This window comes from Mycobacterium sp. Aquia_216, from assembly GCF_026723865.1.
Lineage (GTDB): Bacteria > Actinomycetota > Actinomycetes > Mycobacteriales > Mycobacteriaceae > Mycobacterium.
Genome location: NZ_CP113529.1, coordinates 2339497 through 2361193, shown reverse-complemented (window position 1 = coordinate 2361193; position 21697 = coordinate 2339497). Strand labels below are relative to the sequence as shown.

At 66.6% G+C, this 21697-nt stretch carries 23 protein-coding genes; 21 read left to right on the top strand and 2 right to left on the bottom strand.

The window, feature by feature from the left end:
* Window positions 1-36 precede the first annotated feature (36 nt).
* Window positions 37-1470: a malate dehydrogenase (quinone) gene (gene mqo / locus OK015_RS11030; RefSeq protein WP_442791291.1), complete on the bottom strand. Its 1434-nt coding sequence runs from the start codon at window positions 1468-1470 to the stop codon at window positions 37-39.
* 173 nt (window positions 1471-1643) lie between these two features.
* Here mqo and OK015_RS11025 point away from each other — a divergent pair, with 173 nt between their 5' ends.
* On the top strand, window positions 1644-2678 hold the full coding sequence (locus OK015_RS11025; protein ID WP_268131390.1) for an alpha/beta hydrolase: 1035 nt from the start codon (window positions 1644-1646) through the stop codon (window positions 2676-2678).
* A gap of 4 nt (window positions 2679-2682) precedes the next feature.
* Complete coding sequence (gene mtr, locus OK015_RS11020) at window positions 2683-4062, top strand: mycothione reductase (protein ID WP_268131389.1); 1380 nt, start codon at window positions 2683-2685, stop codon at window positions 4060-4062.
* A gap of 2 nt (window positions 4063-4064) precedes the next feature.
* Here the strand turns inward: mtr and OK015_RS11015 are convergent, their stop codons facing one another.
* Window positions 4065-4538 carry a Fur family transcriptional regulator gene (locus tag OK015_RS11015; RefSeq protein WP_268131388.1) on the bottom strand — a complete coding sequence of 158 codons (474 nt, stop codon included), beginning with the start codon at window positions 4536-4538 and terminating at the stop codon, window positions 4065-4067.
* 113 nt (window positions 4539-4651) lie between these two features.
* Here OK015_RS11015 and OK015_RS11010 point away from each other — a divergent pair, with 113 nt between their 5' ends.
* From OK015_RS11010 to OK015_RS10925, 19 genes are all read left to right on the top strand, one after another.
* The gene (locus OK015_RS11010; protein ID WP_268131387.1) at window positions 4652-5770 is read left to right on the top strand and encodes a HoxN/HupN/NixA family nickel/cobalt transporter; all 1119 of its coding nucleotides are present in this window, start codon (window positions 4652-4654) and stop codon (window positions 5768-5770) included.
* Window positions 5771-5871: 101 nt separating this feature from the next.
* The gene (locus tag OK015_RS11005; RefSeq protein ID WP_268131385.1) at window positions 5872-6207 is read left to right on the top strand and encodes a hydrogenase maturation nickel metallochaperone HypA; all 336 of its coding nucleotides are present in this window, start codon (window positions 5872-5874) and stop codon (window positions 6205-6207) included.
* Window positions 6208-6253: 46 nt separating this feature from the next.
* On the top strand, window positions 6254-7009 hold the full coding sequence (gene hypB / locus OK015_RS11000) for a hydrogenase nickel incorporation protein HypB (RefSeq protein WP_268131383.1): 756 nt from the start codon (window positions 6254-6256) through the stop codon (window positions 7007-7009).
* Between the two features lie 296 nt (window positions 7010-7305).
* Window positions 7306-8361, top strand: coding sequence for a hydrogenase expression protein HypE (locus OK015_RS10995; RefSeq protein WP_268131382.1), 1056 nt, complete (start codon window positions 7306-7308; stop codon window positions 8359-8361).
* A gap of 64 nt (window positions 8362-8425) precedes the next feature.
* Window positions 8426-10225: a nickel-dependent hydrogenase large subunit gene (locus OK015_RS10990; protein WP_268131381.1), complete on the top strand. Its 1800-nt coding sequence runs from the start codon at window positions 8426-8428 to the stop codon at window positions 10223-10225.
* A 3-nt stretch (window positions 10226-10228) separates the two neighbouring features.
* Entirely contained in the window at window positions 10229-11116 is an 888-nt protein-coding gene (locus OK015_RS10985; RefSeq protein WP_268131380.1) for a NifU family protein, read from the top strand.
* Window positions 11113-11745, top strand: a complete 633-nt coding sequence (locus OK015_RS10980; protein ID WP_268131379.1) for a DUF5947 family protein — start codon at window positions 11113-11115, stop codon at window positions 11743-11745. Before OK015_RS10985 ends, OK015_RS10980 begins: the two co-directional genes overlap by 4 nt.
* The gene (locus OK015_RS10975) at window positions 11742-12395 is read left to right on the top strand and encodes a DUF6084 family protein (protein WP_268131377.1); all 654 of its coding nucleotides are present in this window, start codon (window positions 11742-11744) and stop codon (window positions 12393-12395) included. Before OK015_RS10980 ends, OK015_RS10975 begins: the two co-directional genes overlap by 4 nt.
* Window positions 12392-13762 (top strand): hypothetical protein, encoded by a 1371-nt coding sequence (locus OK015_RS10970; RefSeq protein WP_268131375.1) that lies wholly within the window; start codon window positions 12392-12394, stop codon window positions 13760-13762. The genes OK015_RS10975 and OK015_RS10970 overlap by 4 nt, the downstream gene beginning before the upstream one ends.
* On the top strand, window positions 13750-13869 hold the full coding sequence (locus OK015_RS29250; RefSeq protein WP_442791235.1) for a DUF6893 family small protein: 120 nt from the start codon (window positions 13750-13752) through the stop codon (window positions 13867-13869). Before OK015_RS10970 ends, OK015_RS29250 begins: the two co-directional genes overlap by 13 nt.
* A 25-nt stretch (window positions 13870-13894) precedes the next feature.
* Window positions 13895-14392: a hydrogenase maturation protease gene (locus OK015_RS10965; protein WP_268131374.1), complete on the top strand. Its 498-nt coding sequence runs from the start codon at window positions 13895-13897 to the stop codon at window positions 14390-14392.
* Between the two features lies 1 nt (window position 14393).
* Window positions 14394-14660, top strand: coding sequence for a HypC/HybG/HupF family hydrogenase formation chaperone (locus tag OK015_RS10960; RefSeq protein WP_268131373.1), 267 nt, complete (start codon window positions 14394-14396; stop codon window positions 14658-14660).
* 1 nt (window position 14661) lies between these two features.
* The gene (hypF, locus tag OK015_RS10955) at window positions 14662-17019 is read left to right on the top strand and encodes a carbamoyltransferase HypF (protein ID WP_268131371.1); all 2358 of its coding nucleotides are present in this window, start codon (window positions 14662-14664) and stop codon (window positions 17017-17019) included.
* A gap of 3 nt (window positions 17020-17022) precedes the next feature.
* The gene (locus OK015_RS10950) at window positions 17023-17751 is read left to right on the top strand and encodes a HypC/HybG/HupF family hydrogenase formation chaperone (RefSeq protein WP_268131369.1); all 729 of its coding nucleotides are present in this window, start codon (window positions 17023-17025) and stop codon (window positions 17749-17751) included.
* On the top strand, window positions 17751-18416 hold the full coding sequence (locus OK015_RS10945; RefSeq protein WP_268131368.1) for a D-sedoheptulose-7-phosphate isomerase: 666 nt from the start codon (window positions 17751-17753) through the stop codon (window positions 18414-18416). Before OK015_RS10950 ends, OK015_RS10945 begins: the two co-directional genes overlap by 1 nt.
* Window positions 18413-19519, top strand: coding sequence for a hydrogenase expression/formation protein HypE (gene hypE / locus OK015_RS10940; RefSeq protein ID WP_268131366.1), 1107 nt, complete (start codon window positions 18413-18415; stop codon window positions 19517-19519). The genes OK015_RS10945 and hypE overlap by 4 nt, the downstream gene beginning before the upstream one ends.
* Window positions 19520-19539: 20 nt before the next feature.
* Window positions 19540-19812: a HypC/HybG/HupF family hydrogenase formation chaperone gene (locus tag OK015_RS10935; protein WP_268131365.1), complete on the top strand. Its 273-nt coding sequence runs from the start codon at window positions 19540-19542 to the stop codon at window positions 19810-19812.
* A 10-nt stretch (window positions 19813-19822) separates the two neighbouring features.
* The gene (hypD, locus tag OK015_RS10930; RefSeq protein ID WP_268131363.1) at window positions 19823-20950 is read left to right on the top strand and encodes a hydrogenase formation protein HypD; all 1128 of its coding nucleotides are present in this window, start codon (window positions 19823-19825) and stop codon (window positions 20948-20950) included.
* Window positions 20951-20967: 17 nt separating this feature from the next.
* Entirely contained in the window at window positions 20968-21687 is a 720-nt protein-coding gene (locus OK015_RS10925; RefSeq protein ID WP_268132622.1) for a DUF6390 family protein, read from the top strand.
* The last annotated feature ends 10 nt before the right edge of the window (window positions 21688-21697 follow it).

Here is a 21697-nt window from a genome sequence, read left to right as displayed (position 1 = left end):
TCCTCCTTCTCGCTTTGCATCGCTGCCCGGCGCGGGTCACGAGGCGTTCAACTGTAGTACTCCTGCGCTCCACGACCGCACCTCGTCGTAGAGGGCCGGTTCATCGGATAACTGGGCCCCTAACGAGGGAATCATCTCTTTGAGCCTGGGCAGCCAGGTCGGATACCGGGTAGCAAAGCAGCTCGCCAGCACCTCGAGCATGATCGGCACCGCGGTCGAGGCTCCCGGGGAACCGCCGAGCAATCCGGCGATGCTGCCGTCGGCCGAGCCGACCACGGTGGTACCGAATTCGAGCACCCCTCCGGTGCCCTTGGCCCGCCGGATCACCTGCACGCGCTGACCGGCGACCGTCAGCTGCCAATCCGAATCCAGCGCACTGGGCGCGAATTCGCGCAGCGCGCGCATCCGGTCGCGTTCGGTGAGCCGCAGTTGGCGGATCAAGTAATTGACCAGGGTGATCTCGTTGATGCCGACTCCCAGCATCGACACGACGTTGTCCCGCCGGACCGATCGGGGCAAATCGCTGAGGTGGCCACGCTTCAAGAACTTAGGCGACCAGCCGGCATAAGGCCCGAAGACCAGCCACGACTTGCCGTTGACGAACCGCAGGTCCAGATGCAGCGCACCCAGCGGCGGGGCGCCGGGCGCGGGGACGCCGTAGACCTTGGCCCGGTGCGCAGCGGTCAGCGCCGGGTTGTCCGCTCGCAGGAACCGGCCGCCGATCGGGAAGCCGGCGAAGCCCCTGACCTCTTTGATGCCCGACTTCTGTAACAGCGGCAGTGCCTCACCACCGGCGCCGACGAATACGAATTTCGCGTCCAGCTTGCGCTTTTCGCCGGTGCGGCGATTGCCGATCTGTAGGGTCCAGCCGCCGGATCGACGGGTCAGGTTGCGGACCTCGTGGCCGAACAGGGCGGTGACGCCGTTGCGCACGCAGAAGCCGACGAGTTGCTTGGTCAGCGAACCAAAGTCGACGTCGGTGCCGTCGTTGGCCCAGTTGAGTGCGATCGGCTCGGAGAAGTCACGCTTGGCGGCCATGAATGGAAGCCGGCGGGCGAATTCATCCGGGTCGTCGACCAATTCCGTGCCGGCGAACAGCGGGTTGCCCGCCAGGGCCTGCTGGCGCCGTCGCAGATAGTCGACCCGTTGCGCACCGTGCACGAAACTGACGTGCGGGACGGAGTTGAGGAAGCTTCGATCGGTGAGGACGCCGTTCTCGACGGCGTAGGCCCAGAACTGGCGGGTCACCTGGAATTGCTCGTTGATGGACACCGCTTTGGTGATGTCGATCGCCCCCTGGGAGCCGGGGCGCTCCGGTGTGTAGTTCATCTCGCACAGCCCGGCGTGACCGGTGCCGGCGTTGTTCCACGGGCTGCTGCTCTCCGCGGCGACGGCATCCAGCCGCTCGATCACGGTAATCGACCAGTCCGGCTCGAGGCGGCGCAGCAATGCGGCCAGGGTGGCGCTCATGATGCCGGCGCCGACCAGCACGACGTCGGTGCGCGCCGCTGTGTCTGACACCGAAACGCCTGTCCTTTCCTGGTCCTTTCCCAGCCGGTCATCAGGTTATCCCGACCCGCGCGACCGCAACGACCTGCACCTGCCGTAACCAGCAAAAGTGTTCGCCACGCTAAGCTGGCCTGGTGACTGGCTGGGTCCCCGACGTCCTGCCTGGCTACTGGCAATACACCATCGGATTGGGGCCCGATCCCGCCGGAGAGGGCGACATCGTCGCAACCCTGATCCGGCGCGGCCCGGAAGCCGCGGATACCAGAGGTCTCGAGCACGCGGTCCTGACGGTGCACGGTTACACCGACTACTTCTTCAACACCGCGCTGGCCGACCACTTCGCCAGCCTCGGTTTCACCTTCTATGCGTTGGACCTACAGAAGTGCGGCCGATCGCACCGCGACGGCCAGACCCCGCACTTCATCACCGATCTCGCCCACTACGACACCGAACTCGACCGTGCGCTGGCCGTGATCGGCGAGCGGGGCGGTCCCGACAGTGACGTGAAGGTCCTGATGTACGGCCATTCCGCCGGCGGTCTGATCGTGCCGCTGTGGCTGGATCGGTTACGCCGACGAAACGCCAAGGCGCACGCCGGCATCGGCGGCCTGATACTTAACAGCCCATTCCTGGATCTGCATGGCCCGGCAGTGCTGCGCCTGGGAATGACCTCGGCGATGATCGCCGGCCTGTCGCGGGTGCGTTCCAAAGTCGTGCTGCGGCCGACCAGCAGGGGCGGCTACGGCTCCACCCTGCACCGCGACTACGACGGCGAGTTCGACTACAACCTGCAGTGGAAACCGTTGGGCGGCTTCCCTATCACCGCGGGGTGGCTACACGCCGTGCGCCGCGGCCAGGCCCGGCTACACCGGGGCCTCGATGTCGGCGTGCCGAACCTGATCCTGCGCTCGGACCACAGCGTGCGCGAAAGCGCGGACGCGTTGTCCATGCAACGCGGCGACGCGGTTCTCGACGTCACCCAGATCGCCAGGTGGGCGGGCTGCATCGGGAACCGCAGCACCGTCATTCCGGTAGCCGATGCCAAACACGACGTGTTCCTGTCCCTGAAGGAACCACGGGAAGTCGCCTATCGGGAAATGGATCTCTGGCTGGACGGCTACCTGCGCACCAACAGCACCGACGCCTCGGCATCGTTCGGAAAGGGGTGACGGCGTGGAGACCTACGACATCGCGATCATCGGAACCGGTTCGGGCAACAGCGTTCTCGACGACCGCTTCGCCGACAAACGGGTGGCGATCTGCGAACAGGGCACATTCGGCGGTACCTGCCTGAACGTCGGGTGCATCCCGACCAAAATGTTCGTCTACGCCGCCGAAGTCGCCCAGACGATCCGGGAGGCGGCGCGCTACGGCATCGACGCGCACATCGACCGGGTGCGCTGGGACGACATCGTGTCACGGGTCTTCGGGCGTATCGATCCGATCGGGGTCGGCGGTGAGGACTATCGAAGCTCCGCGCCCAACATCGACGTCTACAAGCAGCACACCCGGTTCGGCTCGGTCCAGGCCGACGGGCGCTACCTGCTGCGCACGGATGCCGGCGACGAGTTCACCGCCGACCAGGTGGTGATCGCCGCGGGGGCACGGGCCGTGGTACCCCCGGCCATCCTCGAGTGCGGCGCCCGCTACTACACCAGCGACACGATCATGCGAATATCCGAGTTCCCAGAGCATCTGGTGATCGTCGGGGGCGGGTTCGTGTCGGCCGAATTCGCGCACATCTTCTCCTCGCTGGGCTCGCGGGTCACCCTGGTGATCCGGGGCTCTGCCCTGCTGCGGCATTGCGATGACGCCCTCTGCAAACGGTTCACCCGCATCGCGTCGAGCAAGTGGGAACTGCACACCCACCGCAACGTCGTGGGCGCCGAGAACCAGGGCTCGGGCGTCGCGGTACGACTCGACAACGGCCACACCGTGAACGCCGATGCGCTGCTGGTGGCCACCGGCCGGGTCTCCAACGCCGATCAACTCGACCTCGAGCAGGCCGGCATCGCGGTCGAGGACGGCCTCGTGGTCGTCGACGAGTACCAGCGAACCACGGCACGTGGCGTTTTCGCCCTCGGCGACGTCTCCTCGAAGTATCAGCTCAAGCATGTCGCCAACCACGAGGCTCGGGTGGTGCAGCACAATCTGCTGTGCGACTGGGACGACACCGACGCGATGAGCGTCACCGACCATCGCTACGTGCCATCCGCGGTGTTCACCGATCCCCAGATCGCCTGCGTCGGGTTGACCGAAAACGAAGCCATTGCACAGGGTTTCAAGGTCTCGGTCAAGATCCAGGATTACGGTGACGTGGCCTACGGCTGGGCGATGGAGGACACCACCGGGATCGTCAAGCTCATCGCCGAGCGCGACACCGGCCGCCTGCTGGGTGCGCACATCATGGGCCATCAGGCATCGTCGATCATCCAGCCGTTGATCCAGGCGATGAGCTTCGGGCTGACCGCCCCGGAAATGGCCCGCGGGCAGTACTGGATCCATCCGGCACTGCCCGAGGTGGTGGAGAACGCGCTGCTGGGCCTGCGCTGACCTCAGCGCGGGGCCGCCGCCTGGCACTGCGGGCACAGGCCGTGCAACGTCAGACCGGCCCGCTCCGACAGGGCGAACGCACTGCCCTCCATCGCGTGCTCGAGCGCGGAACTCAGCTTCCGCGCGGGCACTTCGATGATCGAGTCGCACTGCGTGCACACCGCGTGGTGGTGGGGGGCGGTCGCCAGCCCGTAGGTCGTGATGCCGCCGTCGAGGGTCAACGCGTGCAACACCGCCTGCTCGACCAGCGTGGTCACCGTGCGGTAGATGGTGGCCACGTCGGGCGGCTGGGCATCGGCGGGCAGGCTGGCCCGCACCCGCTGATGGATCTCCGCGACGGACAGGTGTCCGTTGACCGGTTCGAGCACCGCCAGCACCTGAATCCGCGACGTCATCCGCCGCAACCCGCGGGCCCGCAGGAAGTCACCGATGCGTTCGGTGACCGCGGGGTCAAGCGCCGACGGCTGGGACGTCACCCGTTCAGTGTTGCGCCGGACAACCCGGATTGCCAGTCGCCGGGGCCGACCGGGCGGCATCCCTCCTGCAAGTCACTTGCATCCAGTTCGCGCCCGACCCTACAGTCGGGGCGATGGCCAGCATCGAGAACGCCGCACCGCGGAGCAAGTTAGCCCGGCTGCCCGGCTTCCTGACGCCCGCGGAATGGGGGCGCCTCTCGGTCATGCTGGCGCTGATCGTGGCGCTGCATCTCGTCGGCTGGCTTACCCTGCTCTTCATCGTGGATCCGGCGCGACTAAGCGTGGGCGGCAAGGCGTTTGGCATCGGCGTCGGGCTCACGGCATACACGCTGGGCCTGCGGCACGCCTTCGACGCGGATCACATCGCCGCCATCGACAACACCACCCGCAAGCTGATGAGCGACGGGCAGCGTCCGCTTGCGGTCGGATTCTTCTTCTCGCTCGGCCACTCCAGCGTGGTGTTCGCGCTGGCAATGCTGCTGGCGATCGGAGTGCGGGCCGTTGTCGGACCGGTCGAAGACGACTCCTCGGCGCTGCATCACTACACGGGTCTGATCGGCACCGGCGTCTCGGGCGTGTTCCTCTATCTGATCGCCATCCTCAACGTGATCGTGCTGGCCGGAATCCTGCGGGTGTTCCTGCGCTCGCGCCACGGCGAATACGACGAAGCGGAGCTGGAACAGCAGCTCGCCGACCGCGGATTTCTCAACCGATTCCTCGGCCGCTTCACCAAATCGATCACCAAGTCCTGGCACATGTACCCGATCGGCTTGCTGTTCGGCCTCGGTTTCGACACCGCCACCGAGGTCGCCCTGCTGGTGCTGGCCGGCAGCAGCGCCGCCGCCGGGCTGCCGTGGTACGCGATCCTGTGTTTGCCGGTGTTGTTCGCCGCCGGCATGTGCCTGCTGGACACCATCGACGGCTCGTTCATGAACTTCGCCTACGGCTGGGCGTTTTCCAGCCCGGTGCGCAAGATCTACTACAACATCACCATCACCGCGCTGTCGGTCGCCGTCGCCGTATTGATCGGCAGCGTCGAGCTGCTCGGCCTGTTCGCCGGCCAGCTGGGGTGGCGGGGTCCCTTCTGGGACCGGCTTTCCGGCCTCGATCTCAACACCGTCGGCTTCGTCGTCGTCGGCGTCTTCGTGCTCACCTGGGTGGTCGCGCTGCTCGTCTGGCGCTATGGGCGCATCGAAGAAAAGTGGACCGCACCGGCGCAGCGGGCGCCCTAGCCCGCCCTGGACTGCCTCGGACGCAATGCAGCGGGTATTCCTGGCCGCGCCGCGGGTGTAGAAAAGATTCATGGGCCCGCGCCCGACGCCGGTGACCGGCGATGCATGAGCTTTCGCTGTGCGAGGCGATCGCCGGTGTGGTCAAGACACATGCCGACGGGCGGCACGTCGACGTGGTCCGGGTCCGGATCGGCGCCCTTCGCCAAGTGGTTCCCGAGTCGCTGTCGTTTTGCTGGACCCTTGTCCGGGAATCGGAGAACATGCCGGACGCCGAACTTGAACTCGAGTGCATCGGAGCCGAGGTGCGCTGCCGCGCGTGTGGCCGGCAGTCGGACATCACCTCGGCCTGGTCGATTTGGTGTCCGCGTTGCGACAGTTCCGATGTCGAGGTCGTGCGCGGCAACGAATTCCTGGTGACGTCGTTGGACGTCTCGTGAAAAGGGGCCGTGGTGCCGGTAGGCGCCACATCGAAAGGTGTTGACGATGGGCAGATTTCATCGGCACGACGACGGAACCGTGCACACCCATGAACACGATCACGGCGACCACCGGCACTATGAGACCGGCAAGCAGCGCGTCGACGTCCTGGAGGCGATCTTCGCCGAGAACGATGTTCTCGCCGACGCCAACCGGGCGGCGTTCGAGAACAACGGGATCCGCGCCCTCAACCTGATGAGCTCGCCGGGGTCGGGAAAGACCACGGTCCTGGCGGCAACGCTCGACGAGCTCGCCGGCCAGTTCGCAATCGGGATCGTCGAGGGCGATATCGCCACCGACCTCGACGCGGCCAAGCTCAGCGGTCGCGGCGCCCAGGTGTCACTGCTGAACACCAGTAACGGCTTTGGCGGCGAATGCCATCTCGACGCACCGATGGTCAACCGCGCGCTGCCGGGCCTCGACCTTCGGAGCCTGGATCTGGTGATCATCGAAAACGTCGGCAACCTGGTTTGCCCGGCGGAGTTCGACGTCGGCGAGCACGCCAAGGCCATGGTGTATTCCGTCGCCGAGGGCGAGGACAAGCCGCTGAAGTACCCGGTCATGTTCAGATCGGTGGATGTGGTGTTGCTCAACAAGATTGACTTGGTCCCTCACCTGGACGTCGACGTCGACACCTACATTGCGCACGTCCGAAAGGTCAACGCGACCGCAACGATCCTGCCGGTCAGCGCGCGCACCGGGGTCGGCATGGCTGCCTGGTTCGGCTGGCTGCGACGGTTCGCCCAAGGGGTCGTGGACTGACGCCATCATGCAAGTGATTTGCATGATGGCGCGGCGCCCGAGTACTCGTGTGCTGAGAGTAGATAGCTATCCTCAGCACTTTCATAAGTGACTACTGATTGCCCGGAACTTGTTGTGGCACAGCATAAACGGGGACAACGCAGCGAGGTGCGACACAGTTGTTCAATTGCCGGCCCAGGGGGAACCGTTGACAACTCCTGAGGGCGGGAGTAGACCCAAAAACAGCGCTGCGCAAGTGGGCCGACGGTCGACTCCGGTGGCGTAGGGGTCTCAGCCCGGCCCCGGAAAGCTGCAGCATGCCAACGGAAGCAGCAGTCAAAGCAGAAGAAACGCTGATCCACGTGTTGTGGATCAATGCAGGCCTCAGTTGCGACGGTGATTCGGTGGCGTTGACTGCCGCCACCCAGCCCAGTGTTGAGGAGATCGCTCTCGGAGCTCTTCCCGGTCTCCCCCAAGTAGCCGTGCACTGGCCACTGATCGACTTCGAGTGCGGGCCCAGCGGAGGCGCGGACGACTTCCTCGAGTGGTTCTTCAAAGCCGACCGGGGCGAATTAGAACCGTTCGTGCTCGTCGTCGAGGGATCGATTCCGAACGAGAAGATCAAGGACGAGGGGTACTGGTGCGGGTTCGGCAACGACCCCGCCACCGGACAGCCGATGACCACCAGCGAGTGGCTCGACCGGCTGACACCCAAGGCCACCGCGGTTGTCGCCGTCGGGACCTGCGCCACCTACGGTGGCATCCACGCGATGGCCGGCAATCCGACCGGGGCGATGGGTGTCCCCGATTACCTCGGGTGGGAATGGAAGAGCAAGGCCGGCATTCCGATCGTCTGTGTTCCCGGCTGCCCGATCCATCCGGACAACCTGTCGGAGACGCTGACCTACCTGCTCTACATGGCGACCGGCCAGGCGCCGATGATCCCGCTCGACGAGGCGCTGCGCCCCAAGTGGTTGTTCGGCAACACCGTGCACGAGGGTTGCGACCGGGCCGGCTACTACGAGCAGGGCGATTTCGCCACCGAGTATGGGTCACCGAAATGCATTGTCAAACTTGGCTGTTGGGGCCCGGTCGTAAAATGCAACGTGCCCAAGCGCGGATGGATCAACGGAATCGGTGGGTGCCCGAACGTGGGCGGCATCTGCATCGGATGCACGATGCCGGGCTTCCCCGACAAGTTCATGCCGTTCATGGACGAGCCGCCGGGCGGCAAGCTCTCCAGTACCGCCTCGGGCGTTTACGGGACCGTGATTCGCAGCCTGAGGGGTATCACGGGGCGCACGCTCGACAAGGAACCGCGTTGGCGCCACAAGGGCAACGAGCTCGTCACCGGGGCACGCCGCACCTGGTAGGTCGCGGGCGCGCATCTTTCTCACGATCACGTCACCAGCCCTTGGGGCAGAGAGCAGTAGAGCGATGACAACCATCATTCCCAAGCCGACGCAAGAGAATCGGGAGCCGGGCCAGCTCGTCGAAATGGCGTGGGACCCGATCACCAGAATCGTCGGCAGCCTCGGCATCTACACCAAAATCGATTTCGAGAACAGGGAAGTCGTCGAGTGCCACAGCACGTCGTCGATCTTCCGCGGCTACTCGATCTTCATGAAGGGCAAAGATCCTCGCGACGCCCACTTCATCACCAGCCGTATCTGCGGCATCTGCGGCGACAACCACGCGACCTGTTCCTGTTACGCGCAGAACATGGCCTACGGGGTCAAGCCGCCCCACCTGGGTGAGTGGATCGTCAACCTGGGTGAGGCCGCGGAATACATGTTCGACCACAACATCTTCCAGGAAAACCTGGTCGGCGTTGATTTCTGCGAGAAGATGGTCGCCGAGACCAACCCGAGCGTGCTGGCGCAGGCGGAGAAGACCGCCGCCCCGCACGCGGACGCGCACGGCTACAAGACGATCGCCGACATCATGCGATCGCTCAATCCTTTCAGCGGCGAGTTCTACCGCGAGGCGCTGGTGGTGAGCCGGTGGACGCGAGAGATGTTCTGCCTCATGGAAGGTCGCCATGTGCACCCGTCGACGCTGTACCCCGGCGGGGTCGGCACGGTTGCGACCATCCAGCTGATGACCGACTACATGACGCGGCTGATGCGTTATGTCGAGTTCATGAAGAAGGTCGTGCCCATGCACGACGACCTGTTCGACTTCTTCTACCAGGCGCTGCCCGGCTACGAGAAGGTCGGCTTGCGCCGCACGCTGCTCGGCTGTTGGGGCTCGTTCCAGGATCCCGAAGTGTGCAACTTCGAGTACAAGGACATGGAACGTTGGGGTAACGCGATGTTCGTCACCCCGGGCGTGGTGGTCGACGGCAAGCTGGTCACCCACTCGCTGGTCGACATCAACCTCGGCATCCGAATCCTGTTGGGCAGCTCGTATTACGACGACTGGACCGACCAGGAGATGTTCGTCAAGACCGATCCGCTGGGCAACGCGGTGGACCGGCGCCACCCGTGGAACCAGCACACCAACCCCCATCCGCAGAAGCGCGACATGGCCGGCGGCAACTACAGCTGGGTGATGTCGCCGCGCTGGTTCGACGGCAAGGACCACTTGGCGCTGGACACCGGCGGCGGCCCGCTGGCGCGGCTGTGGTCGACGGCGCTGGCCGGCCTGGTCGACATCGGCTACGTCAAGGCAACCGGCAACAGCGTCAAGATCAACCTGCCCAAGACCGCCCTGAAGGGACCCGTCGAGTTCGAGTGGAAGATTCCCGCGTACGGCAGCAACACGATCGAACGCGACCGCGCCCGGACCTACTTCCAGGCTTACGCGGCGGCGTGCGCGCTGCACTTCGCCGAGCAAGCACTGGCGGAGATCCGCGCCGGGCGCACCAAGACGTGGGAGAAGTTCGAGGTGCCCGACGAGGGCATCGGCTGCGGCTTCACCGAGGCGGTCCGCGGCGTGCTGAGCCACCACATGGTGATCCGGGACGGCAAGATCGCGAACTACCACCCGTACCCGCCGACCCCGTGGAATGCCAACCCGCGCGACAGCTTTGGCACGCCGGGTCCCTACGAGGACGCGGTCCAGGGTCAGCCGATCTTCGAGGAGAACGGGCGCGAGAACTTCAAGGGCATCGATGTCATGCGCACGGTGCGCAGCTTCGACCCATGCCTGCCGTGCGGTGTGCACATGTATCTGGGGAAGGGCAAGACCCTGGAGAGAGTGCACACGCCAACGCAGTCACCCGCCGGGGAGTGACACATGGCGGATCGCCCGGAGGCCCCGGAAAGCAACCCACAGTGGCGCAGCGCGGGCGATCGGATCCAGACCCTCCTGGATTCCTGCGCGGCGGGTGGCGCGGCGGCGTATGAGCGCGCTCAGCAACTGGTCCGTGAGGTAGTCGAGCTCTACGGGGCCGGGCTGGATCGGATCATGCAATTGGGCGATCCCGACCTCTCGGAGCGGCTGGCCACCGACGACCTGGTGGCCAGCCTGCTCCTGGTCCACGGCCTGCACCCGCACGACGTGCACCGCCGGGTATCCGACGCGCTGGACCGGGTGCGGCCATACCTCGGTTCGCACGGCGGCGACGTGGATCTCCTTGAAGTCAGCGGCGATACCGTGCGGCTGGCGTTCACGGGCAGCTGCAAGAGCTGCCCGTCGTCGGCGGTGACGCTGGAGCTCGCCGTCGAGGACGCGGTCCGGGCCGCGGCGCCCGAGATTGCCGAGATCGAGGTGGTCGCCGCCCAGCCCGCCCCTAGTGTGATTCCCGCTGAATCGCTTCTGGCGCCGCTGCGTTCGAATGGCCACAGCAATTCGAACGGGTCAACCTGGTATCCGCTGCCCGAACTGGCCGAGTTGGAGCCCGGCGAGGTTGCGGGGTTCCTGGTTTCGGGCACCACGCTGCTGGTGTGCAGGGTGGGCGACCTGCCCCTGGCCTACCGTGACCATTGTCCGGTCTGCGATGACTCGTTAGCGGGTGCACAACTGCGCGAGACGCAGCTGGGCTGCCCGCGCTGCGGCACGGGGTTCGACATCGTGCACGCGGGCGCCGGCCCCAACGGAACTCATCTCGAGCCGCTCCCCCTGCTGCTTCGCGATGGGGTGCCGTCGGTAGCACTGGCCGAACCGATGGGAGCCGGCGCATGACAACTCCCTATGACGTTCTAGCCCGCATCACCAGCAATCGGCCCACCGCCGCGGCAGCGGGCGAGCGGTGTGAAATGTGCTCCGAACTCATCGCCGACGAGCATCAGCATGTGGTGAATGTGGCCGGCCGGCAGCTGATGTGCGTGTGCCGCGCCTGCTATCTGTTGTTCACCGACGCCGATGCCGAGTTGCGCTACCGCGCGGTGCCGGACCGGTATCTGGCGTTCCCGGACTTCGCCCTGGACCGTCGCACCTGGGAGGCGCTGCAGATCCCGGTCGGCGTCGCCTTCTTTTTCAGCAACTCCGCGCTGTTGCGCACCGTGGCGTTTTACCCCGGCCCGGCCGGGGCCTGTGAATCCGAGCTGGATCTCGATGCCTGGAACGCCTTGCGCGCGGCCGACTCCCGAGTCGGCCTGCTGGCCGACGACGTAGAGGCGCTGCTGGTCCGCGTCCCGGACGGTGAATCCGATCCGCCGCAAAGCTATCTGGTTCCGATCGACGCCTGTTACGAATTCGTCGGCCGCCTGCGCATGCTGTGGCGCGGCTTCGACGGCGGCCAGCAGGCACGAGAGTTCATCGACGGCTTCTTCGCTCAGGTCGCGGCTCGTGCGAAAAAGACACCGCGATGACCGACCAACCTCTGGGCGTGGCCTTCACCGTCCTCGACGTGGCGCCCGAACCGTACAGCGTCAGCCCGATACTGACCGCCCGCGTCGGCATCGGCACCACCGCTGAAGACCCCGTGCATGCCATTGCCCTGCGGTGCCAAGTGCGGATCGAACCGCTGCGGCGTTCCTACTCCGACAATGATGCGGGCGGGCTGATCGATCTCTTCGGGCCCCGTGAACGCTGGGCAACCACCCAGCGCACCTTCCTCTGGCAACATTGCACGGCCCTGGTGCCGGGATTCGCCGGCAACGCAACCGTCGCGCTCGCGCTCGACTGCACTTACGACTTCGAGGTCGCTGCCGCCAAGTATCTGCACGCATTGCGGGACGGCACGCTGCCGTTGCAATTCCTGTTCAGCGGAACCATATTCGTGAAGTCCGAGCGGGGCTTCTCGGTTCAGCAGGTGCCCTGGGATTGCGAGTGCCGCTACGACATGCCCGTCGCGGTGTGGCACGACCTGATCGCACAGCACTACCCGAACACCGGCTGGGTGCGGCTGAATCACGAAACCATCGCGGCACTGGCCGGGTACAAATCGGCGCAGGGGCTGCTAGACCTCGACCACGCGATCACCTCACTGCTTAATACCGAACGGCAGGCAGCACTGTGACTTTCTCCAGGACGTCGAGCTGGGACCACACCCGCGCCGTTGCCGACGCGGTGCTCTACGAGGGATACCTGTTGTATCCGTACCGCGGAACGTCGAGCAAGAATCAATCACGCTGGCAATTCGGCGTTTTGGGGCCGCCCGGCGCGGCCGATGCCGGCCTCGGCGAAGACGGTTCCCTGGCGGCCCAGTTCCTGGTCGACGGAGCGGAGGCGATCACGCTGGTGGTGCGGTTCCTGCAACTACAGCGCCGCCGGGCGCAACGTGAACTCGCCGAAGGCGGATTTGCGACCGTAGCCGAACTGACCACCCCGACCGGGTCCTGGCTGACCTGGGACGAAGCCGTCGAATGCGAGAGGTCCTTCGGCCCTATTCCCGTCAACGATCCACCGTGGACACTGCCGGTTGTGGTAGACGCGGCGACCGACATCGAACGACTCGCCGGCGGTCGGCTGGTCCGCGAACGCAAGGAGATCCGCGGCGAGCTGAGCGTGTCCAGTGAGCCCGACGGTGCCGTGCGGCGAATCTCGGTGGTGCTGAACAATATCGGGTCCCCCGCGGTCGGCAAGGACGACGCGATCGAGCGATCCATGATCGGCAGCCACCTGATCGCCGAAGCCGTCGGTGGCCGCTTTGTCTCCATGATCGACCCATCGCCCGCCGCGGCAGACGCGGTGTCCCGGTGCGGCCAGCATCGCTGTTTCCCCGTGCTGGCCGGTCCGCCCGGCAGCCACGACATGCTGCTGATCTCGCCGATCATTCTCTACGACCACCCCGAGATCGCCGAGCAGAGCAACACCGCGCTATTCGACTGCACCGAGATCGACGAGATCCTGACCCTGCGCGTGATGACGATGACCGACGACGAGAAGGCACAGGCCCGGGCCACCGATCCGCGGGCCGCGCGGATCATCGACCAATGCGACGCGATGTCACCCGACGCGATGGCACGCCTGCACGGAGTGCTGCGCGATCCGCACCGGCTCGAAATTCCCGAGGGCCTGGTCCCAGAGATTCCCGAGGGCGTTGATTGGTGGGATCCACTGGCCGACAACGCCGTTCGACCCGAGATCGACGCCATTCTGGTGAACGGGTTCCGGGTCGCCCGGGGCACCCGGGTCCGGCTGTGCCCACGCCGCAACGCCGACGCGCAGGACATCTTCGTCGCCGGCAGGACCGCCCGCGTCACCTCGGTACACGAGGACGTCGACGGCAACAAACATGTCGGTGTGGTCGTCGATGACGACCCGGCTGCGGACCTGCACGACTGGTACGGCCGCTACCTGTACTTCTCCCCCGACGAGGTCGAGCCGCTCGGAGAAGAGCACAACACACCAACCCCTGAAAGGAATTCGACATGGAAGTCGTAGGTTGGATTTTCATCGCGATCATCGCCCTGGTGGTCGGCGTCGCGGTGATCCTGGGAGTGGTATCGGTGCCGGATGCCCGCCGCTACCTCAAATTAAGGCGCATGTAGCCACCCGGGACACGGGGACACTGCCATGACCGCGCGCATCCTGGTGGCCGGGATCGGCAACATCTTCCTGGGCGACGACGGCTTCGGCTCCGAGGTGGTCCGCCATGCCAGGCTGCCACGAGACAATCCGAGTGTCCGCGTCACCGATTACGGCATCGCGGGCATGCACCTGGCGTACGACCTACTCGACGGCTGGGACACGCTGGTCCTGGTCGACGCGGTGCCCAGCCGCGGCCGCCCGGGCACCTTACACGTCTTTCAGGCCGACCATGAATCCGGTTGTGCGCAAGCCGGTCTCGATGCGCACAGCATGGATCCTGCCGCGGTGTTCGCCAGCCTGCGGGCACTCGGCGGCAGCCCGCCCTACACGGTCGTCGTCGGTTGCGAGGCCGGCAGCGTCGAGGAAGGCATCGGCCTCACCGACCCCGTCGCCAAGGCCGTTCCGCGGGCCGTGCAGGCCGTCAAGGAGATCGTCTCGGCGCTACAAGTGCCCGCGCCGACCTCGGTGCAGCAGGAGTACTGAGATGTGCCTAGGGATACCGGGTCAAGTGATCAGGATGCTGGACGGTTACGAGGGCCAGCTCGCGCTGGTCGACGTGACGGGCGAGCCGCGCAAGGTCAACATCGGCATGCTGCCGGAAGAGACCTTCGCGCCCGGCGACTGGGTGATCATCCACATGGGCTTCGTGGTCGAGAAGACGGACCGTGCCGGCGCCGAACAGGCGATGGCCGGTCTCGAACTGATGGGCCGCGGCGGCACCGATCCCGATATCAGCCCGGGGGTCGGTTGAGATGACCGAGGCTCCCCTGCTGCTGCGGTCCGACCTACCCGAAACCAGGGTCCGACAGCGCCTCACCGTGACCGGGGTAGTTCAGGGGGTCGGCTTCCGCCCATTCGTGCACCGGATCGCCGGCGAGCTCGGCCTGGCCGGGTTCGTCGGCAATGATTCCGGCGCGGTCTTTGTCGAGGTGCGAGGGGATCGCGCGCGCGTGGCAGAGTTCCGTCGCCGGCTGCGTGCCGAGGCCCCGCCGCTGGCCCGTATCGCCGCCGTCAGCGTGACGGAGCTGGCAGCCGACGACACCGGCTGCGGGCACGAATTCCGGATCGTGGCCAGTCAGACGGTTTGCGGTGCCACGACACCGATCCCGCCCGACGTCGCCGTGTGCGACGACTGCATCGCCGAGCTGTTCGACCCGCACAACCGGCGCTACCGCCATCCGTTCCTCACCTGCACCAATTGCGGACCGCGGTTCACCATCATCCGTGAATTGCCCTATGACCGCCCGGCCACCACGATGTCGGCGTTCCCCATGTGCCCGCGATGTGCGGCCGAATACCACGATCCGGCGAATCGCCGGTTCCACGCGCAGCCGATCGCCTGCCCCGAATGCGGTCCCGCGCTGTGGTTCTGGTCGCGGGCCGGGCGGGTGACCGGGTCGGACGCGGCGCTGGCGGCGGCGCAACGGGCGCTGGCGGCGGGCGCCGTGGTTGCCATCAAGGGCATCGGCGGCTACCACCTGGCTTGTGCCGTCGACGCCGAGACGGCCGTCGGCTCATTGCGGTCGCGAAAGGCGCGGGGCGCCAAGCCCTTCGCGATGCTGGTCCGCGACCTTGACGTAGCGCGCCGCTATGCCGATATCGACGGCGCCGAGGCCGCGGTGCTCCTGAGCCCCGCACGCCCGATCGTGTTGCTGCGGCGTCGCCCCGGCGCGCCGGTTGCCGAGGCCGTCGCGCCCGCGAGCCCGCTGCTGGGGCTGATGTTGCCGTACTCCCCCCTGCACCACCTGCTGCTGGCACCCGTGCCCGATGCGGCCGGAAAGGTGCCCGATGCGTTGGTGCTCACCAGCGCCAACCGGTCCGACGAACCCATCTGTTTCACCGATGACGACGTCTCGTCGCGCCTTTCGGGACTCTGCGATGCGATCCTCGATCACGATCGGCCCATTCATGTCCCGTGTGACGACTCCGTGGTGCGGGTGATCGACGGTCGGGAACTTCCGATTCGTCGCTCCCGCGGCTATGCGCCGCTGCCGGTCGACCTGGGCCGCGACGGCCCGGCGGTGCTCGCGGTCGGTGGCGAACTGAAGAACACCTTCTGCCTCACCGACGGTTCACGGGCGTACCTGTCCGGCCACATCGGCGACATGGCCACCTGGGAGACGCTGCGGGCGTTCGAGCGCGCGGTGGGTCAACTCAGCGAAATCCGCGGTGAGCCGGCCCGATTGGCCGCCGACCTGCACCCTGGGTATCACACCCGAAATTGGGCCGAGCGTCGCGTCGGCGATCGACCGCTCGATCTCGTCCAGCACCATCACGCGCACGTGGCGTCGCTACTGGCCGAGCACGGACGCCTGGGCGACCCGATCGTCGGCGTCTCCTTCGACGGCACCGGCTACGGCTGTGACGACACGATCTGGGGCGGGGAGATCCTCGTCCTCGGGCCCGATAGTCATCGCTTCGTGCGGGCCGGTCACCTGCTCCCGGCGCCGCTGCCGGGCGGTGACGCCGCTGTGCGCAATCCGTGCCGGATGGCGCTGTCCCAGTTGTGGATGGCCGGCATCGACTGGACCCCGGACCTCGCGCCGGTCGCCGCGGCCTCCCCGGAGGAATTGCGGCTCACCCGTTCGCAATTGGAGACCGGCGCCGGATGTGTGCCGTGTTCCAGCATGGGCCGGCTGTTCGACGCGGTCGCCTCCCTGTTGGGGGTACGGCATCGCATCGACTACGAAGGCCAGGCCGCGATCGAGCTCGAGGCGCTGGCCGAACGTGCCGGCGGCCCCGGGCCGTCGACGCGGCTGACGGTGCGGGCCGATGGCGTGATCGACCCGGCCAGCGCGGTGCAGACGACGGTGTCGGCGCTGCGCGCCGGCACCCCACCGGCGCTGCTGGCCGCCGCCTTCCACCGGGCCGTCGCGGTCGCCGTCGCGACGGTGGTCACCCAGGTGGCCGGTGCGATTCGGCTGGTCGGCCTCACCGGCGGTGTGTTCCAGAACGTGCTGCTGCTGCAGTCATGCCGTGAGTTGCTGCAGCGCAATGGCTTTGAGGTTCTGACCCATCAGACCGTGCCACCCAACGACGGCGGGCTGGCGTTGGGTCAGGCGGCGATCTCGATGCTGACCGCACTCGCGGAGACTCGAAAGGAGGGCTAGGCCATGACAACCACCACCGCGATCGACCGTGGGCTGGGCGCCGAGCTGGCCTCGGATCTGGCGACCGACTTGGCCGCCACGGCATTCACGTTGGCCAAGAGGTTCGCCGCGGGCGCGACCATGTGGTCCATCGCCCCATCCTGGGAGCCACATGCACTGCACATCGCGGTCGAATTCGTCCACCCGGTGATCATGGGCAAACGGGCATTGCCGGCCGTGGCGCTCACCGGGCCCGATTTGGTCGATCTGGTCCGCGTGTCGGTGCGACCGGGCGACATCGTGATCGCGGTCTCCCCCGCGGACGACGCCCGAGTTCGCTCGGTGATGCGCCGAAGCCCGGCTTGGGGCGCCACCACGATCTGGATCGGCAGCGGCGAACGGCCGCGGCCCGGCACGGCCGATCATGTGCTGTGGCTCGATGATCCCGATCCGCGGGTGCCCGCGACCGGCGGCTTCGTGCTGTTCTATCACCTGTTGTGGGAACTCACGCACGTCTGTTTCGAACACTCCGGACTGCTCAAACCCGAGTGTTCGGACGATGTTTGCGTGACGTGTAGCGACGAAGGGCGCCTCGGCGAGGCGCTATGGGCCTCCGCCGACGGGCAGGCCACGGTGCGCACCGCACGGGGCGTCGAGAACGTGGTGACCACGCTGATCGAGCCGGTCGCCGCGGGCGAGCTGGTCCTGGTGCACGCGGGGACCGCGATCAGCAAGCTGGAAGAGGAAACCTGATGAGCGACGAGCCGACCAACTTCCTGTATCCGTTCATCGATGCCGAGCAGGAGGAGCCCGCCTCGCTGCTCGCCGACCTGGCGGCGTCGGCCCGGGCGAAAGCGGCCGAGAGCCTCGCCTTGCGGCGCACCACCCTGGAAGCCAATGCCGAACTGCTGGACCGCGCGGCCACCGAGACGGCGCGCCGATTCGCGACGGGCGGACGGATGTTCACCTTCGGAAACGGCGGCAGCTGCACGGATTCCACGACCCTGGCGGGCTTGTTCGCCCGCCCGCCGACGGGCAGGTCACTGCCCGCCTGGTCGTTGACCGCCGACCAGGCGATCGTGACCGCTCTGGGTAACGACGTCGGGTTCGAGCTGGTGTTCGCCCGTCAGTTGATCGCCCGCGCGAAGGCCGGCGACATCGCCGTCGCGATGTCGACCAGTGGCAGTTCACCGAATCTGCTGACCGCGCTGGCCGAGGCACACCAACGCGGCCTGTACACGATCGGATTCGCCGGCTACGACGGCGGCGCCTTCGCGAACAATCCAAATGTGGACGTCTGCTTCGTCGTTCGCTCCCAAAGCGTGCACCGGATCCAGGAATCGCAAGCGCTGCTGGGCTATCAGCTGTGGTTGGCGGTCCAGGACCGCTCCGGTGACGCAGGTCTGGGGGCCGCATGAACGCGGGCGAATACCTCACGTCGGGGCCGCGCTTCGCCGAGGGCGAGGTGATCGAGCGGATCGAGTCCTTCCGCCGGCGCCGCCCCCGGTTGCTCGACGATCACGTGACGCTGGCGCACGGCGCCGGCGGCAAGGCGTCGGCAGCACTGGTGGACGCGGTGTTCGTGGAAGCGTTTCGCAACCCGGCGCTGGAATCACTCGGTGACGGCGCGGTGCTCACGTTGCCCAGCGGCGAACGCCTGGCGATGTCCACGGATTCGTTTGTGGTGCAGCCCAGGCGTTTTCCCGGTGGTTCCGTCGGCGCGCTCGCCGTCCACGGCACCTGCAACGACCTGGCCATGACCGGCGCCGTGCCGGCCTGGATCTCGGCGGCATTCGTTCTCGAAGAGGGCTTCCCGATCGCCGAATTGAAAGAGATCGTCGCCGACATGGCCGCCGCCGCCACCGAAGCCGGCGTGCAGATCGTCACCGGGGATACCAAGGTGGTGCCCAGGGGCGCGGCCGACGGGTTGTTCATCACCACCGCCGGCGCCGGAGTCATTCCGGCCGGGCGCACGCTGTCGGCGGCTTCGGTGCGCGTCGGCGACAGACTGCTGTTGTCCGGGGCGATCGGCGATCACGGCATGGCGGTCATGCTCGCCCGGGGCGACCTCGCCATCGAGGCGGACATTGCTTCCGACACCGCCAGCGTCAGCCCGCTGGTGGAACTGCTGATGGCGGCCGCGCCGTCCACCCGCTGGCTGCGCGACGCCACCCGCGGCGGTGTGGGCACGGTGTGCAACGAACTGGCCCAGGCTTGCGGCCTTGGGGTGCTGCTCGACGAAAACCGACTTCCGCTACAGCCCAAAGTGATTGGAGCGTGCGAGCTGCTCGGCATCGATCCGCTCTATGTCGCCAACGAGGGCAAGTTCGTCGCGGTCGTCGCACCGGAAGAAGCCGAGGCGGGGCTGGCCGCATTGCGGTCGCACCCACTGGGCGCGCAGGCGGCCGAGGTCGGGGAGATCGTCGCCGAGCCCGCGGAAACCGTGGTACTGCGCACCGGATTCGGCGGGACCCGGATCGTCGACATGCTCGTCGGCGACCCGCTACCCCGAATCTGCTGACAGAAAGGAGACACGCCGACATGTGCCTTGGAATTCCCGGCCGGATCGTTGAGATCACCGATCCCGCAAACTATTTAGCGAAGGTCGACGTCAGCGGCGTCCAGCGCACGATCAGCGTGCGCCTGCTGGAAAGCGATATGCCCGCGCCCGACGACTGGGTGCTGGTCCACGTCGGGTTCGCGATGGCCAAGATCGACGAAACCGAGGCGTTGCTCACTTTGGCCGCGATCCAGAAACTCGGCGACGCTTACGCAGGCGAAATAGCGGCCTTCAACTCGTCGGCCATTATTTAGGGGGACGGCAATGAAATTCGTTGACGAATTCCGCGATCCCGCGGCGGCCCGCAAGCTGCTCGTCGCCATCGAGCACCTGGCCGGCGATAGCGATCACTTCAAGTTCATGGAGGTATGCGGCGGGCACACCCACACCATTTACCGGCACGGTATCGAGCACCTGCTGCCCGACAACGTCGAATTGGTGCACGGACCGGGCTGCCCGGTGTGCGTGATCCCGATGGGCCGCATCGACGACGCGATGTGGCTGGCCGGTCAGCCCGACGTGATCTTCACCTGCTTCGGCGACATGATGCGGGTGCCCGGTTCCAGCGGAAGCCTGTTGGATGCCAAGGCCCGTGGCGCCGACGTGCGATTCGTCTACTCACCGCTGGACGCGCTGAAGATCGCGATCGAGAATCCGGGGCGCCACGTCGTCTTCTTCGCGATCGGCTTCGAGACCACCGCACCGTCCACAGCGGTCACGCTGGTGCGGGCACGCGATCTGGGGCTGCCGAATTTCAGTGTGTTCTGCAACCATGTCACGATTGTGCCGCCGATCAAGGCAATCCTGGAGTCACCGGATCTGCGGCTGTCGGGCTTCATCGGCCCCGGCCACGTTTCGACCGTCGTGGGCAGCCGGCCGTACCGATTCGTCCCGGAGGTGTATCGAAAGCCGTTGGTGGTGGCCGGATTCGAGCCGCTGGACATCCTAGCCTCGGTCGCGATGCTGTTGCGCCAGATCCGCGAGGGCCGCTGCGAGGTGGAGAACCAGTACAAGCGCGTGGTGCCCGAAAACGGCAATCCGGCCGCGCTGGCGTTGATGGGCAAGGTGTTCGCGCTGCGTCCGCATTTCGAATGGCGCGGCCTGGGCTTCATCTCGCAAAGCGCCCTGCGGCTGCACGACGACTTCGCGGGGTTCGACGCCGAGCTGCGGTTCGCGATGCCCGGTGTGCGGGTTGCCGACCCGAAGGCGTGTCAATGCGGCGAGGTGCTCAAGGGTGTGCTCAAGCCCTGGGAATGCAAGGTTTTCGGCACCGCGTGCACCCCGGAGACGCCGATCGGGACATGCATGGTGTCCCCCGAGGGAGCTTGCGCGGCCTACTACAACTTCGGTCGCATGCACCGCGACGCCGTCAAACTGGTGGCGCGGTCTTGACCCACCAGGGCGCCGAGATGTTCGCCCGCTACGCGTACGCGCCCAACGCGCTGGGCTATTGCGGGCCGCCCTTGGGAGCGACCTTGCGCGACGGCTCGGTGGCCGAGGTGCGCGCCGCGGCCGCGAAGTTCTCCGGGGCCTGGCCGTATCTGCGCGTGTTGTCCGCGCTGACGGGTATCGCCGATCCACTGGATCATCGCCTGGTCGAATCGTATTGGCTGGGCGGTGGCGTCGGCGCCGGCATCGATGCCCGGGATTTCTTCGCGGAGTTGCTGGCGATCATCGGTCCCCAAGCCGGCCGCTACTGGTCACACCTGACTTCGGATCTGGCCCATGAAGCGGCCGGCAATCACTGCTTCCACGTATTCGGCGTGTACCCGTGGACACGGTTCTTGGGCCTTAAAAACGGAAGCATGGACCAGCACCCACTCGGCGTGCTGGACAACTGCCGGATCACTTGGGGCACAGTCGTTTCCCGCACCAGGGATGACATAGAGGTACGGTGCCGGCGGCTGGTGTGCGATGGCCCGGTGCTCACGCTGGCCGAGCCTTCGGTCCGAGCGCTCGACGTGTGGTCCGACGGGTACAGCGCGGTGCCCGACGTGGCCGTCGGTGACGAAGTCGCGGTGCACTGGGGCCGGCTGTGTGGCCGGCTGGACCCACAGCAGGTGGCCGCACTGGCCGAAAGCACGGACCGGCAACTGCGGGTGACCAGCCGACGGCTTGCGCACGCCTAGTCGTGCCAGA